At 49.2% G+C, this 14,001-nt stretch carries 14 protein-coding genes; 13 read left to right on the top strand and 1 reads right to left on the bottom strand.

Annotated features, from left to right (window positions below):
• Positions 1 to 35 precede the first annotated feature (35 nt).
• Positions 36 to 716, bottom strand: coding sequence for a response regulator transcription factor (locus ACQY6Y_RS08050; RefSeq protein WP_428379821.1), 681 nt, complete (start codon positions 714 to 716; stop codon positions 36 to 38).
• Between the two features lie 238 nt (positions 717 to 954).
• Between ACQY6Y_RS08050 and rpsP the strand changes: the two genes are divergently transcribed.
• From rpsP to ACQY6Y_RS07985, 13 genes are all read left to right on the top strand, one after another.
• Positions 955 to 1,287, top strand: a complete 333-nt coding sequence (gene rpsP, locus ACQY6Y_RS08045) for a 30S ribosomal protein S16 (RefSeq protein WP_428379820.1) — start codon at positions 955 to 957, stop codon at positions 1,285 to 1,287.
• Between the two features lie 2 nt (positions 1,288 to 1,289).
• Positions 1,290 to 1,586: a KH domain-containing protein gene (locus ACQY6Y_RS08040; protein WP_428379819.1), complete on the top strand. Its 297-nt coding sequence runs from the start codon at positions 1,290 to 1,292 to the stop codon at positions 1,584 to 1,586.
• A gap of 11 nt (positions 1,587 to 1,597) precedes the next feature.
• Positions 1,598 to 2,137 carry a ribosome maturation factor RimM gene (locus ACQY6Y_RS08035; protein WP_428379818.1) on the top strand — a complete coding sequence of 180 codons (540 nt, stop codon included), beginning with the start codon at positions 1,598 to 1,600 and terminating at the stop codon, positions 2,135 to 2,137.
• A complete protein-coding gene (gene trmD, locus ACQY6Y_RS08030) occupies positions 2,137 to 2,895 on the top strand; it encodes a tRNA (guanosine(37)-N1)-methyltransferase TrmD (protein WP_428379817.1) in 759 nt (252 codons plus the stop codon). Before ACQY6Y_RS08035 ends, trmD begins: the two co-directional genes overlap by 1 nt.
• The gene (gene lepB, locus ACQY6Y_RS08025) at positions 2,892 to 3,431 is read left to right on the top strand and encodes a signal peptidase I (RefSeq protein WP_428379816.1); all 540 of its coding nucleotides are present in this window, start codon (positions 2,892 to 2,894) and stop codon (positions 3,429 to 3,431) included. The genes trmD and lepB overlap by 4 nt, the downstream gene beginning before the upstream one ends.
• 47 nt (positions 3,432 to 3,478) lie before the next feature.
• Complete coding sequence (locus ACQY6Y_RS08020; RefSeq protein WP_428379815.1) at positions 3,479 to 4,387, top strand: glycine--tRNA ligase subunit alpha; 909 nt, start codon at positions 3,479 to 3,481, stop codon at positions 4,385 to 4,387.
• A 3-nt stretch (positions 4,388 to 4,390) separates the two neighbouring features.
• Positions 4,391 to 6,487 (top strand): glycine--tRNA ligase subunit beta, encoded by a 2,097-nt coding sequence (glyS, locus tag ACQY6Y_RS08015; RefSeq protein WP_428379814.1) that lies wholly within the window; start codon positions 4,391 to 4,393, stop codon positions 6,485 to 6,487.
• Between the two features lie 79 nt (positions 6,488 to 6,566).
• Positions 6,567 to 7,448 (top strand): pyruvate, water dikinase regulatory protein, encoded by an 882-nt coding sequence (locus ACQY6Y_RS08010; RefSeq protein ID WP_428379813.1) that lies wholly within the window; start codon positions 6,567 to 6,569, stop codon positions 7,446 to 7,448.
• 253 nt (positions 7,449 to 7,701) lie between these two features.
• Positions 7,702 to 10,473, top strand: coding sequence for a pyruvate, phosphate dikinase (gene ppdK, locus ACQY6Y_RS08005; RefSeq protein WP_428379812.1), 2,772 nt, complete (start codon positions 7,702 to 7,704; stop codon positions 10,471 to 10,473).
• A 130-nt stretch (positions 10,474 to 10,603) separates the two neighbouring features.
• The gene (locus ACQY6Y_RS08000) at positions 10,604 to 11,656 is read left to right on the top strand and encodes a deoxyguanosinetriphosphate triphosphohydrolase (protein ID WP_428379811.1); all 1,053 of its coding nucleotides are present in this window, start codon (positions 10,604 to 10,606) and stop codon (positions 11,654 to 11,656) included.
• Entirely contained in the window at positions 11,653 to 12,618 is a 966-nt protein-coding gene (locus ACQY6Y_RS07995; RefSeq protein ID WP_428379810.1) for a DUF6273 domain-containing protein, read from the top strand. Before ACQY6Y_RS08000 ends, ACQY6Y_RS07995 begins: the two co-directional genes overlap by 4 nt.
• 101 nt (positions 12,619 to 12,719) lie before the next feature.
• Positions 12,720 to 13,061 carry a 50S ribosomal protein L19 gene (gene rplS, locus ACQY6Y_RS07990; protein ID WP_428379809.1) on the top strand — a complete coding sequence of 114 codons (342 nt, stop codon included), beginning with the start codon at positions 12,720 to 12,722 and terminating at the stop codon, positions 13,059 to 13,061.
• A 75-nt stretch (positions 13,062 to 13,136) separates the two neighbouring features.
• Positions 13,137 to 13,907 carry a ribonuclease HII gene (locus ACQY6Y_RS07985; protein WP_428379808.1) on the top strand — a complete coding sequence of 257 codons (771 nt, stop codon included), beginning with the start codon at positions 13,137 to 13,139 and terminating at the stop codon, positions 13,905 to 13,907.
• Positions 13,908 to 14,001: the final 94 nt, after the last annotated feature.

Genomic DNA, 14,001 nt, shown 5'->3' with positions numbered 1-14,001 from the left:
ATCTCTGTTTAAAGTTGTGACTATTAGAGAAGAGCTTACTCTTTTTCAATCTTTTCTAGACGATATCCCAGCATCCTGAGCGTGGTGATTTGGACACTTGACTGCAGGTGTGTAAGCTTCTTTCTTAAAAAAGAAATGTATGCTTCTACTGAGTTTTCGAGCGCTTCACCTTCGGTGCCCCAAACACGGGTGAGTAAATCCTGTTTAGAAACAACTCGCCCATTTGAACTCATAAGAATTTGCATAACCTCAAATTCCTTTTGAGATAGATGTACCGAGGATGTCTCGGTTGAAAGCTCGTGGGTGCTGAGATCAAGCGTAAGATCACCAAAATGTGCCTTGTCTATAACTACTTCACCCTGTCTACGAGTAATAGCCCTTACACGTGCAACCAATTCAATGGGTTCAAAAGGTTTGGTCATATAATCATCGGCGCCGGAATTGAGTCCTGCAACCTTATCAATTGTTTCGGTACGTGCTGTAAGCATAAGAACAGGAAGAGAGTTGTTTTCTCTTCGCAATGCACGGACGAGTTCTATTCCATCAATTCCGGGTAACATTACATCCAGAATCATGGCGTCGTACATTCCGCTTTCAGCATATGCGAGCCCAGCTTTGCCATCGTAGGCAGCTTCGGCATGAAAATCCGCTTCTTCTAATATGTGACAGATGGCGTCTGCGAGATTTCGTTCGTCCTCAACTACGAGAATGTTCATTTACAGGCGCTCCTCTCATGTAGTTTTCCAGCAGAGGCCTGCTATATATGGTAATGACGAGCCTTAAGACGGCCTGAAACACCTATTTTTGTGCTCATGGTTCTACCGGCTTATACTGCAGTTCACAAAATCAGCACTTCTCACCATAGGTTTTATGGCCTATCATTATCTATCGCTTATGTGGCTACGCGGCGAGCCTTCTCGATCCATACACGCCGCACGTCTAGAGGAGTATTCATTGGCAGTTAAGATTCGTCTGGCCCGTCATGGTGCCAAGAAGCGTCCTTACTATCGTGTTGTTGTTGCTGACGGTCGTATGCCACGCGATGGTCGCTTCATTGAGCTCGTTGGTCGTTACAACCCTCTGACCAACCCTAAGACCATTGAGATTGATCTTGAGAAGGTCGACGCTTGGATTGCAAAGGGTGCTCAGCCCACCAGCGCTGTCTCTCATCTTATTGACATTGCACGCGGCGACGCTCCTGAGCCCGTAGTGAAAGAGCGTAAATCCAAGAAGCAGCTTGCTAAGGATGCCGCAGCTGCTGAGGCTGCTGACGAGGCTGCTGAGTAGCAATGACATCTGAGGTTATAGAAGGCATGAGCGATCAAGACCAGATTGCAGAGGAGCCTTCTGACAAGGTCGCCGATCTTGTTGAGTATGTGGTCTGTGGCCTGGTTGATGACGTTGATGCTGTAACACTCGATGTGGTTGATAGTGATGATGGAACCCTTATCGAGGTGAGCTGCGCCGAAGCCGATGCCGGCAAAGTTATTGGCCGCCGTGGTCGAACCATTAAAGCCATTCGCACGCTTGCTCGAGCACTTGGTCAACGCGTAGGTACTTCTGTTGAGGTTGAGGTTTTGGGTTAGGCGTTTTCTCTGTGTACAAAAAGCTCAAAACAATCGCACGTGTTGTAAAGACACATGGTAAAAAGGGGGAGGTCGTGACGGTTTCCGTTAACGGCCTTCCTTCTCTTATGCGTGAAAACCTTATGGTCTGTCTCGTTCCTCCCGCTCTTAAAAGCAACAGATGGCACCGTGTTGCAGAAGTTCAAGATGGGCCTCGCGGCCAGCTCGTTACTTTTTTCGATGTCTCAACCATCTCTGATGCTGAAGAGTTAGTGGGTAAATCAATCCTTGCGCTTGAAGAAGATCTTCCAGAAGATCTGGTCTTGCATGATCCAAATGTGTTATTGGGTTCTCATGTCGTGGATGAACAAGTGGGTGAGCTCGGCGTAATAGCTGAGGTTATGGTAGGCCCTGCCAATGATGTTTGGTCCATACAAGGCCCCTATGGTGAAGTTCTTATTCCAGTTGTACCCGAGGTAATACAAGGAACCATAAGCGATGGGGAAGCGTTTTTGGTGCGAGTACCCGAAGGCACCCTTCCAACTCGGTCATCCGAGGAAAGTGATGAGTAATGTTAGAGTCAAAACACTACGAAACACTTTCGGTCTTTCCTGACGTTTTTGAAAGTTATCTCAATACCTCAATAATGGGTCGTGCCCAAAGAGAAGGTATATTTAGCTTCGAAGCGCATGACATGCGAGATTGGACGCACGACAAACATCGAACAGTCGATGATGCTCCTTTTGGCGGTGGCCAGGGAATGCTTATGAAGCCGGCGCCCATTCTTGAGGCGATTGATGATCTCTCTGAGCGGGGTTCTACAAAACCCTACGTTGTCTTTTTTTCTCCAGTGGGACATCGTTTTGATGAAGCATGTGCAGAACGTCTTTCCCAGCTTGATCGGATTTTATTTGTTTGCGGGCGCTATGAAGGAATTGACGAACGTGTGTATACACGGGCTGATGAAGTGCTTTCACTTGGCGATTTTGTTCTGACGGGAGGAGAACTCGCTGCACTTGTCGTTATAGATGCAGTGGTTCGTCTGCTTCCTGGGGCACTTGGGGATGATATGAGCGCGCAAGATGAGTCTTTTTCTGATGGCCTTCTTGAGTATGCTCAATATACTCGTCCAGCGGAGTATCGAGGCATGAAGGTGCCTTCTGTTTTACTTTCTGGCGATCATGCAGCTATTGCTGCCTGGAGGCGTCGGAATGCCTTGGAGCGCACTGCACAGTTGCGTCCAGATTTGTTAGATACTGCTGCGCTGAGCGAAGAGGAAAAAATGTATGTTGCTCAGTTTATTCAGCAAAAGGAAGCGGAGCGGTTATGAGAACTCTTAAATCGATACTGAGTTTTCTTGCTGTGGTAGTGGTGGGCGTTGTGCTCGCCTTAGGTATTCGCACATTTGTTGCCGAAGTTTATGAAGTGCCCACAGGATCAATGTTGGAAACGGTGCAGCTTGGCGACAGGCTTATTGGGGAGAAGATCTCATATCGCTTCCGTGATCCTGAGCCCGGCGAAATTGTTACTTTCGAAGACCCTGAAGGTAGTGGCCAAACACTGCTTAAGCGTGTCATAGCTACTGAAGGCCAAACAGTGGAGCTCATTGATGGCGTTGTTTATGTTGATGGCGTCGCACTTGATGAGCCATATGTAGACGGCAAACCTTCAGACCCCATCCCCTTTGACGGCGAAGGTGGAGGCATAAGTTACCCCTATGTCGTGCCTGAGGGGTGCATTTGGGTTATGGGAGATAACAGAACCAACTCTCGAGATTCTCGTTATTTCGGCGCAATTCCTGTTGATTCGGTAACCTCAAGAGCGGTCGCTATTTTCTGGCCATTTGAGGATGCGCGCATTTTGTAGGTTCTTGTGTTTTAACGACACATGCTGACAAGAAGGAGGGCGAACACATGGGCGAGACGCCCCTAACATTTCAGGATATGATCCTGACGCTCGAGCACTATTGGGCTAGTTGTGGTTGCACGGTAATGCAGCCTTATGACTCCGAGGTGGGAGCTGGTACCTTCCATACCGCTACTACCCTGCGCTCACTGGGTCCAGGGGAGTGGAGGTGCTGCTATCCTCAGCCTTGCCGTCGTCCTACGGATGGACGCTATGGTGAGAACCCCAACCGCATGCAGCATTACTACCAATTCCAAGTGCTCATTAAGCCTTCTCCTGCGGATTCACAGGAACTGTATTTGGGTTCGCTTGCCGCTATTGGCCTTGATCCTAATGCACATGATGTTCGCTTCGTTGAAGATGACTGGGAGAGCCCAACGCTCGGAGCTTGGGGTCTGGGCTGGGAAGTTTGGCTTGACGGTATGGAGGTTACGCAATTCACCTATTTCCAACAGGTAGGTGGTATTGAAGTTGATCCTGTGCCTGTTGAGATTACCTACGGCCTTGAGCGAATTGCTATGTATGCCCAAAACGTTACAAGTGTCTATGACCTTGTCTGGAGCTATTTGCCCGATGGTACTCCTATGACCTACGGAGATGTATTCCTCGAGAATGAACGAGAATTCTCGGCATACAACTTCGAGGTTGCCAACGTTGAGATGATGCGTCAGAAGTTTGATGACTATGAGCGCGAGTGCCATGCATGCCTGGATGCCAAGCTTCCGCTTCCTGCGTATGACTGTGTTATGAAATGCAGCCATGCCTTTAACCTGCTTGATGCTCGTGGTGCTCTGTCAGCTGTTGAACGAGCAAATTATATTTTGAGAGTGCGTACGGTTGCTAAGGCATGTTGTGAGGCATATCTCGAACAAGTTGCTGGTTCGACTGATGAGCATAAGAACGAGGAGGTTGCATAGACCATGGCCAAAACACGCGATTTTTTGCTTGAAATAGGCTGTGAGGAGATGCCTTCGGCACCGCTTATGAATGCAACCAACCAGCTTGGAAAGCTCGTGGAACGTGAGCTCGATGATGCGGGTTTGCCTCACGGAGCACTTCGTGTTGCTTCAACGCCTCGACGTTTGAGCGTTATTGTCTCCGATGTTGCTGAATCGACTGAAGAGGTTCATGAAGTGCGTCGTGGTCCTGCAGCTCATATCGCTTTTGATGAGGCGGGTGAGCCCACAAAAGCAGCTATAGGTTTTGCTCGCAAGTTTGGCATGGGAGCAGAAGATCTTACAAGGCGTGAAGACAGTGATGGCAAGGAATATGTTTTTGCTGAGCGTACAATTCCAGCTGCTTCTGCATTGCCACTCCTCTCTAAGCTCTGTGAAAAGACAATTCGTTCTCTTGAGTGGCCTAACTATCGCAGCCAGCGTTGGGGTTCTTCTCACGATACGTTCGTAAGGCCCATTCGTTGGATTTGTGCTCTTTTTGGTGAGGATGTTATCCCTGTTAGTTATGCTGATGTAACCAGCAGCAATACAACACGTGGTCATCGAGTCTTGGGCCCTGGTGAACACATCGTGGCCGAACCTTCGGCTTACGAAAACGTTCTTGAGAATGCCGGTGTTCTCCTTGAGAAGAGGCGAGCACAAAAGATTCGTGAACAGGTAAAAGCTCTTGAAGAAGAACGCGGTGGCGCTCATGTTGATATGCCTAAGCGTACCTTCGATGAAGTTGTAAACCTGTGCGAATGGCCAACGGCGCTTGTTGGCACTTTTGACGAAGAGTTCTTGGCAGTTCCTCATGAAATTATTTGTGAGTCCATGCTGTCCAACCAGCGCTATTTCCCCATTTATGACCAGCAGGGCAATCTCACTCGTGAATTTGTCGTAGTGTCCAACGCTGACCCGGCATGTTCTGAGATAGTTGTTGATGGTAATGAACGTGTTGTTCGTGCGCGTTTAGATGATGCCAAGTTCTTCTATGAGGAAGACCTTAAGGTTGGTCTTGATGAGTTTGTTGAACGTCTGGATCGCGTGGTATTTCATGAGAAGCTCGGCACTATGCGCCAGAAGGTTGAGCGCATGGAGGCAATTGCAGGTGCTGCCGCAGAACTAGCTGGTCTTGATGAGATTACTTCTGCGCAGGCTATTCGCGCTGCCCATTTTGCTAAGGCTGACCTGGTAAGCCAGACTGTCGTTGAATTCACTAGCCAGCAAGGCGTTATGGGTGGCTACTTTGCTCAGGCCGCCGGTGAGCCCGAAGAGGTGTCCCGTGGCATAGCTGAGCATTATCGTCCACGCTTTGCTGGAGATGAACTTCCCTCGGGCACGGTAGGAAAAGTTGTGGCTCTTGCCGATAAACTCGATACGATTTGTGGACTTTTTGCAGTTGATGAACCGCCTACCGGCTCATCCGATCCATTCGCCGTTCGTCGTTCTGCTATTGGTGCAATTGCAATTTTGCAGGCGCTCCCAGCGTTTTCTTTGAGTTCATTGGTCAGCTGTGCGCTCGAGACACTTTCATCTCAGGATATCTCCTTTGACCTCGATAAAGTCCGCAATGAAGTGCTCGCATTTTTCGTCGGTCGCCTTGCAGCGATCGCGCGTGATGAGGGTGTCCGCCCCGAGACAATCGAAGCTGTTTCTGCGGTGGGCGTTGTAGATCCTGCAGAGTTTTTACATCGCGCCCATGCTCTTGAGCAGGCACGCAAAAATGATACTGAGCTCTTTGACGATTTGGCGCATGCCTACGCTCGTGCAGCTCATCTTGCTGATGCATCACTTGGTGATGATGTCGACGAAACCAAGTTCTCTGCTCCTGAGCTTGCTTTGCTTAAGGCCTGTTCAGAAGGGGAAGATGCTGTTAATAGCGCGCTCAGCACAGGAGACTATCAGGGTGCACTTGCTGCCCTTGCAGGTTTGCGAGAGCCAATCGATCGATTCTTTGACGAAGTGCTTGTTATGGATGAAGATGAGGACGTGCGAAATAATCGTCTGCGTCTCCTTAACAGATTTGCTGGTGTCTTTGGCGGGGTTGCTGACATGGGAGCGCTCGCTGGCAGGCGTTAGAATGGTATAAATATCTAAAGTGCGAGGCGATAATTTCGCCTCGCAGGCAGGTTCAGCATTTGGCGGAAAGGTGGCTTTCGTGAAGGCAAATTTCGACCTCATTGATGAGGACTTCGACGAGGCTACGCCCGTCGTTCATATCATTTCAGACTCTCTTGGCGACACTGCATCTGAGGTTGTTAATGCCGCTGCTGGTCAGTTTCCTAATGAGTCTGTACGAATTGAACGGCTTGCTAAGGTTACGAGCGTAGAGCAGGTTCGTCATTACTTTGACGAGAAGACCGATCCAGAGATTCCGATGGCTGTGTTCCACACCATTGTGGATTCTAATTTGCGTGCAGAGGTTCGTCGCGAACTTGATCGTCGCGCTATTCCATCTATCGATTTGATGGGACCAGCAATTACTGTTCTTTCCACTCTTACAGGGGAAGAACCTAAGAACGTTCCTGGCGTTATCCACAACACAGATGGTCAGTATTTCCGTCGTGTTGATGCCATGGAGTTCTTTGTTGAGCATGATGACGGTCGTAACCCGCAAGATCTTCCGAAGGCAGATATTGTCCTTGTCGGTGTTTCACGTACTTCTAAGACACCACTCTCAATGTACTTAGCTTTCTTGGGCTACAGGGTTGCAAATGTGCCTTTGGCGCTTGGCGTTGAGCCGCCTCAGGAGCTTGAGCAGGTCGATCCGCGTCGTCTCTTTGGTCTTGTCTCTTCAACCAATACGCTTCAGGCTTTCCGTCAGAATCGTCTTTCAGATGATGCTGCCTTTGCAATTGCAGGTTCCTATGCTGACCCACACGAGATTGTTGCCGAGCAAGATGAGGCTCGTAAGCTTATGAAGCATCTCGGCTGCATTGTCATTCGTACCGAAGGCAAGGCCGTAGAAGAATCTGCAACTGAGATTATTTCTCGTATTGAAGACCTTGAGGAATCGCTCTCAGATTCTGAAGACGCGTAATTGTTTCTACAGTTATTTGTAGGTAAACAGGGGTGATCACGCTGTGGTCGCTCCTGTTTTTTCTTTTTGTCAAGTCCTTTATATGAATGCTCCGTCTACGGATGAAATTGATCCGCCAACGTATTCACGCTTCACATCCTGACTGAGTATCGGACAATAGGGAAAGTGAGTCTTGCGTTCGCCTCCTGTAAAGGCTGAATGCAGAGCAAGAATGCACACTTAATCTGGTGTGTGTAAGAGACGAGGAGTTTAGATGTCTGAAACCAAGCACGTATATCGCTTCGGCAAGGACGCCTCCGGCAACGATGTAACAGAAGTTGCTGGAAATACCGTCGATGAGGCCAAATACGTTGTCGGCGGTAAGGGAGCAAACCTTGCTGAGATGGCCAAGATCGGTCTTCCAGTTCCTCCGGGATTTTCAATTACCTGCCAGACGTGTGTTGCATATTCATCTGCTGGCAATGTTTGGCCTGAGGGCGTTCTTGATGAGATTGATGAGGCTCGTAAAGACCTCGAAGAGCGTATGGGTAAGAAGCTGGGAGATGCTGAGGATCCTCTGCTGGTCTCCGTTCGCTCTGGCGCTCCTTTCTCCATGCCTGGCATGATGGACACCGTTCTTAACCTTGGTCTGAATGATGTCTCTGTTCATGGCCTCATTGCTCAGACAGAGAATCCTCGTTTTGGCTGGGACTCATATCGTCGCTTCATCCAGATGTTCTCTAACGTCGTAATGGGTGTCGACTCCGACCTGTTTGAGAACGCCATTACTTCTCTTAAGCTGAAGAAGGGTGTCAAGAACGACACCGACCTTACGGCCGAAGATCTCGAGAAGCTCGTTGCTGAGTTCAAGGATATTTTCGCCAAGAATGTTGACGTAAAAGAGCATCCTGAGGTTGTTGTTGACGGTAGGGCAGTATTCCCCTCCGATCCTTATCTGCAGCTTCGCCTTGCTGAGCAGGCTGTCTTTGGTTCTTGGATGAATGAGCGCGCCATTCTCTACCGTAAGCAGAACAAGATCCCCGATGACCTTGGTACCGCTGTAAACGTTCAGGTTATGGTCTTTGGTAACAAGGGTGATACTTCTGCAACTGGCGTAGCCTTCACCCGTAACCCGGCTGACGGTACAAACGAGCGCTATGGCGACTTCCTGGTAAACGCTCAGGGCGAGGACGTTGTTGCTGGTATTCGTAACACCGAGCCTATCGCTGACCTTCGTAAGATCCCTGCCCTTGAAGAGGCTGGTAACGAGCTTTATCACATTTTCGAGGTGCTCGAGGATCACTATCGCGACATGATGGACATTGAGTTCACCATTGAGCAGGGCAAGCTTTGGATGCTGCAGACCCGCGTTGGTAAGCGCACCGCTCTTTCTGCTCTGAAGGTCGCTATTGATATGGAGCGCGAGGGTCGCATCTCTAAGGAAGAGGCAGTTCAGCGTGTCAATCCTGAGCAGCTCGATCAGCTCCTGCACCCACAGCTTGACCCCAATGCAGATCTTGAGGTTCTCGCTACTGGTCTGAATGCAAGCCCTGGTGCCGCTGTTGGTGAGGTTGTCTTCTCCTCTGATGATGCTGTGAAGTTTGCTGAGGACAATCGTCCGTGCATCCTTGTCCGCTGGGAGACCAACCCTGACGACCTTAAGGGCATGGTTGCTGCTGAGGGCATTCTCACCAGCCATGGTGGCAAGACCAGCCATGCTGCCGTTATTGCCCGTGGCATGGGTGCACCTTGCGTCTGCGGTGTTGAGGCACTTAAGATCGACGCAACCAAGAAAGAGGCTCGCGTCTCTGGCACCGACGTGGTTCTCCACGAGGGTGACGTTATTTCCATCGACGGTACAACCGGCCGCGTCATTCTCGGCTCTGTAGCCCTCGTTCGTCCTGAGCTTACAGGCGACCTTGAGACAATCCTTGAGTGGGCAGACGAGATTCGTCTCGATCCTTCTCGCGGTGCAGTTATGGGCGTCCGTGCTAACGCAGATAACCCTGCAGATGCTCAGCTCTCTCGTGACTTCGGTGCTGAGGGCATTGGTCTTTGCCGTACCGAGCACATGTTCCTTGGCGAGCGTAAGCAGATCATCCAGTCGTTCATTCTCGCTGAGAGCGATGGCATTAAGGAGCGTGCACTTGGCAAGCTTCTCGATGCTCAGAAGGGTGACTTCCTGAGCATGTTTGAGGCCATGGACGGCAAGACGGTCATTGTCCGCCTGCTCGATCCGCCTCTGCATGAGTTCCTTGACAATCCTCGTGACCTTGCTGTTGAGCTTGCTCATCTCGAGGACAAGGGTGCTGCTAAGTCTGAAATTGCTGAGAAGCGCGATTTGCTCCGTCGTATCGATTCCATGACTGAGGCTAACCCGATGCTTGGTCTGCGTGGTTGCCGTCTTGGCATCGTTTATCCTGAGCTCACCGATATGCAGGTACGTGCTATCGCTAGCGCTGCTGCTGAGCTCAAGAGCCGTGGTCTTGATCCTAAGCCCGAGATTATGGTTCCGCTGGTTTCTACTGCTAACGAGCTTGCTATGCTTCGTGAGCAGATTCTTAAGGGCGTCCAGGAAGTTGCTGACAAGTATGGCATGGAGCTCAACATTCCTGTGGGCACCATGATTGAGCTTCCGCGCGCTGCTCTTGAGGCTGATGAGATTGGTCAGTATGCTGACTTCTTCAGCTTTGGCACCAATGACCTTACGCAGACCACGTTCGGCTTCTCTCGTGACGACGTTGAGAGCGCCTTCATCCCCATGTATCTGCGCAAGAAGATTCTTGCTACCAACCCATTTGAGACGCTTGATGATGGCGTTAACAAGCTCATCAAGATTGCTCTTCAGGGTGGTCGCACCGCCAATCCTAAGATTGTTTGCGGCGTCTGTGGCGAGACTGGTGGCGATCCTGATTCCATCCACACCTACTATGACGACGGTGTAGATTACGTCAGCTGCTCGCCCTATCGTGTACCTATCGCACGTCTCACCGCTGCTCAGGCAAAGATCGCAGCAAACGGTGGCGCTATTTCGAGGGATAAGTAATTCACGGACCTATCCGCGGAATGTGTGAGTAGGGAGGGAGAGTCCATTGGGCTCTCCCTCTTTTTTGATCTGTAATACCTAAGAGTTACGCTGTAAAGTGCTATTACAGTGAGCTATAGAGGTGGTGACTATGGTTGTTGATCGTATTGCCTGTGAGCGCTTTGAGCATGAGCATCTTAGCAAGTTTGCTTGTTTTGCCGATGAGTCTCAGGGTCGATATAAAGATGAACCTTTGGATCCACTTCGTACGTGCTTTCAAAGAGATCGCGACCGTATTTTGCATTGCAAAAGTTTTCGCAGATTAGCTCATAAAACACAGGTCTTTCTTGCGCCAGAAGGAGACCATTATCGAACGCGCCTTACACACTCTCTTGAGGTCATGCAGATTTCACGAGATATTGCTCGCTCTTTAGGCCTTAACGGAGATCTAACCGAGGCAATTGCCTTAGGGCATGATCTTGGACATACGCCGTTTGGTCATGCTGGGGAGGGTGCATTGTCGCGGGCTTTGTCCGAATGGCGAGGGATTGATCCTGAATCCTCAAAAGGCAAAACGCTGTTTCGTCATAACGTGCAGAGCGCACGAGTTGTTCAAGTGCTTGAAAAGGATGGACAGGGGCTCAACTTATCTCGTGAGGTTGTTGATGGGATCTTATGTCATACAGGCAGTCGTAAGGCAAGCACCCTTGAAGGCAGACTGGTAGCGCTTTCGGATAGAATCGCCTATGTGACCCATGACATTGATGATGCTGAACGGGCCGGCTTGCTTCGTGAATCAGATTTGCCGCGAGAACCTCTAGCCATACTTGGCACAACCTCTTCTGAGCGTATAGCTACCATGGTTCGTGATGTGGTATATACGAGCTCAGATATGAATGATATCCGTATGTCAGATGATGTATGGAATGCAATGATGCAACTTCGATCTTTCTTGCGTGAGCATATCTATACCGAGAGTGATGCTAAGGTGGATGAACCAAAGGCACGCCAGTTGATCATTGATTTGTTCCATTATTTTATGGAACACCTTGATCAGGTGCCCGATGAGTATCGTCGTCATGCAACAAAGCATCCCGATATTCAAGTTGCAGACTTTGTTTCTGGTATGACCGACCGCTATGCTATACGCATGTATCAAAACATTAAAATCCCTCGCGCCTGGAGGATGGGAGAGCATTCGTGAAAAAAGGCTTTGCAGTACTACGTCTTCTCATTTCATTGGTCATTTTGGCTGTTGGCGTAGGGGCAGTTTGGTTTGTGAGTACCGGACATAGTCTGCCTTTTGTTTCAGGTTCTGACGATAACCCTGATACGCTCACTTCTTCAAATGAGAAGGCTAACTCCGATGATCTCCATCTGTCAGATTACTCGTGGAGTGAACTTTCAGATATTTCTGCAGAGATAAGTGCTGCACCTACTGATGAAGAAGGTCGCTCTATTGCTCAGTCTTATGGACTGGTAGATGCTAACGGCTCTCTCAGTGATGATGAAATACAAATTGAGCTTTCAAATGGAATGGTTGTATCAGCTCAGCTTGTTGGTATTCGCCATGATGACAAGAGTGATGGTACTGGCAAGGCGGGACTCACCTTTATTACTATGCAAGCCATCGCAAACCGTCCTGTGAACTCAAATGGCGACAATGCAGGCGGGTGGCAATCTTGCGAACTTCGCGCTTGGCTTAACGGAGATGCGTTGGATTTATTTCCAACGGATTTGCGCGAACATCTGGTAAGTGTTGAGAAGCTCACCAACAATGTTGGGGGAGCGCGTGATGCATCTGCAGTGAGCGCTACCTCAGATTACGTTTGGCTGTTCTCTGCTCGAGAAGTCTGTGGACAAATTAACTGGTTTGAGCACGAATACGGTGCTGACTATGCTTATCTCGACGCAGTGCCTAATGCTGAAGGTGAACAGTACGAACGGTTTGCTCAAGCAAAAGTTACGTCATCTTCCGATCCAAGCGACACCTTGATCCGCACGTATCAAGGTAATGAGACGTCTTGGTCATATAGAACACCATTTTTCTTTGTTTATCAGAACCTCGATGGACGTTATTTTTACAATGTGTTGAGCACGGGCTATCCGTATGGCTATAGTGCGCCCGATCTTTCTCAGGGTGTTGTTGTCGGCTTTTGCGTGTAGATATTGCGGATTGCGTTTAACCTGGTATACTAATTCGCTGTGTGTAAACCTATGTGCCGTTCTCTTTGGTCGGCACCTCTAGTGTAGAGATGAGGAAACAAATGGATTACATCCGCGCTATTGAGCGTCGCCAGATCCGTGAGGATATTCCGACGGTTCAGATTGGTGATCACGTAAAGGTTCACTATCGCATTAAGGAAGGCGATCGTGAGCGTATTCAGGTCTTCGAGGGCGATGTTATTCGTATGAGCGGTGCTGGTGCTCGTGAGACCTTTACCGTGCGTAAGCTTTCATTTGGTGTTGGCGTTGAGCGTACTTTCCCGCTGCATAGCCCCAAGATTGCTAAGCTTGACGTTGTCCGTCATGGTGACATCCGTCGTGCAAAGCTTTATTACCTGCGCGATCGTGTTGGCAAGGCAGCTCGTATTCGCGAGAAGCGCTAAGCGAGATTTTCATTTGTTTGATTGGGGCTGTCCTTGGGCAGCCCTTTTTCTTAGAGTGTAAAGAGTGGAGTGGATATGTCAGAGCAAAAAGAATCTGCACAGGCAAGAATACAAGCACTCCGCTCTGCTTCATTCGAACAGCTGCCAGATTTGTGTGAGCGCTACAAAGCTGATGAACGAAAGCAAGTGCAAAAGGCTTTGAGTACAGCTTGTAGGCGCTATGAACGAGAGGTGCATGAGCGGAAACGCGTACTGGCTATGTATGACCTCATGCATAAGATTGGTGGTTCAGGCATTATTGTGGGAGTAGATGAAGTGGGTCGTGGAGCAGTTGCCGGTCCTCTCACAGTTGCAGCTGTTGCCTTGCCTGATGAACCCATTATTTGGGGTCTTAATGATTCAAAAAAGCTTTCGCCTCAACGTCGGGAAGAACTGGCAGTACAAATTGCAGATTGTGCCATAGCAATAGGTATTGCACATATAGAGAACACCTCAATTGACGCTGCAGGAATGGCCGTATCACTACGAATGGCCATGAAACAGGCTGTTGAAGAGACTCATAGTGTTCCCGACGCCGTTCTTGTTGACGGTAATCCGATGCATATTCATCCACGAGAACATGCTTTGGTCAAAGGAGATGCTCGCGTTGCCTGTATAGCCGCCGCTTCAATTGTGGCTAAAGTCACACGCGATGCTTTGATGGTGGCGTTTGATGCCCAATATCCTGGTTATCATTTCGCAGAGTCAAAAGGGTATGCATCACCGGATCATATTGCAGCTATACAAAAGTTAGGCCTTACTCCTCTGCATCGGCGTAGCTTCTGTCAAAATTTTTTGAATAACTAACAAGTAACGAACAACTACTTATATGTTGATGCTTCAATTGGGCAGATAAGCAGGATGCTCACTGTTTTACATAGGTCTTTGCTATAAGACCTGT

The sequence above is a fragment of the Olsenella sp. Marseille-QA0557 genome, from assembly GCF_965119725.1.
GTDB lineage: Bacteria > Actinomycetota > Coriobacteriia > Coriobacteriales > Atopobiaceae > Coprovicinus > Coprovicinus avistercoris.
Note: the sequence above shows the minus strand (reverse complement) of the source record. Positions and strands in the feature narration are given on the sequence as shown.

What these genes read in the sequence shown, in the direction of transcription:
- ACQY6Y_RS08050 (WP_428379821.1), bottom strand. Translation starts at nt 716, where the DNA reads ATGAACATTCTCGTAGTTGAGGACGAACGAAATCTCGCAGACGCCATC.
- ACQY6Y_RS08040 (WP_428379819.1), top strand. Translation starts at nt 1,290, where the DNA reads ATGACATCTGAGGTTATAGAAGGCATGAGCGATCAAGACCAGATTGCA.
- trmD (WP_428379817.1), top strand. Translation starts at nt 2,137, where the DNA reads ATGTTAGAGTCAAAACACTACGAAACACTTTCGGTCTTTCCTGACGTT.
- lepB (WP_428379816.1), top strand. Translation starts at nt 2,892, where the DNA reads ATGAGAACTCTTAAATCGATACTGAGTTTTCTTGCTGTGGTAGTGGTG.
- ACQY6Y_RS08020 (WP_428379815.1), top strand. Translation starts at nt 3,479, where the DNA reads ATGGGCGAGACGCCCCTAACATTTCAGGATATGATCCTGACGCTCGAG.
- glyS (WP_428379814.1), top strand. Translation starts at nt 4,391, where the DNA reads ATGGCCAAAACACGCGATTTTTTGCTTGAAATAGGCTGTGAGGAGATG.
- ppdK (WP_428379812.1), top strand. Translation starts at nt 7,702, where the DNA reads ATGTCTGAAACCAAGCACGTATATCGCTTCGGCAAGGACGCCTCCGGC.
- ACQY6Y_RS08000 (WP_428379811.1), top strand. Translation starts at nt 10,604, where the DNA reads ATGGTTGTTGATCGTATTGCCTGTGAGCGCTTTGAGCATGAGCATCTT.
- rplS (WP_428379809.1), top strand. Translation starts at nt 12,720, where the DNA reads ATGGATTACATCCGCGCTATTGAGCGTCGCCAGATCCGTGAGGATATT.
- ACQY6Y_RS07985 (WP_428379808.1), top strand. Translation starts at nt 13,137, where the DNA reads ATGTCAGAGCAAAAAGAATCTGCACAGGCAAGAATACAAGCACTCCGC.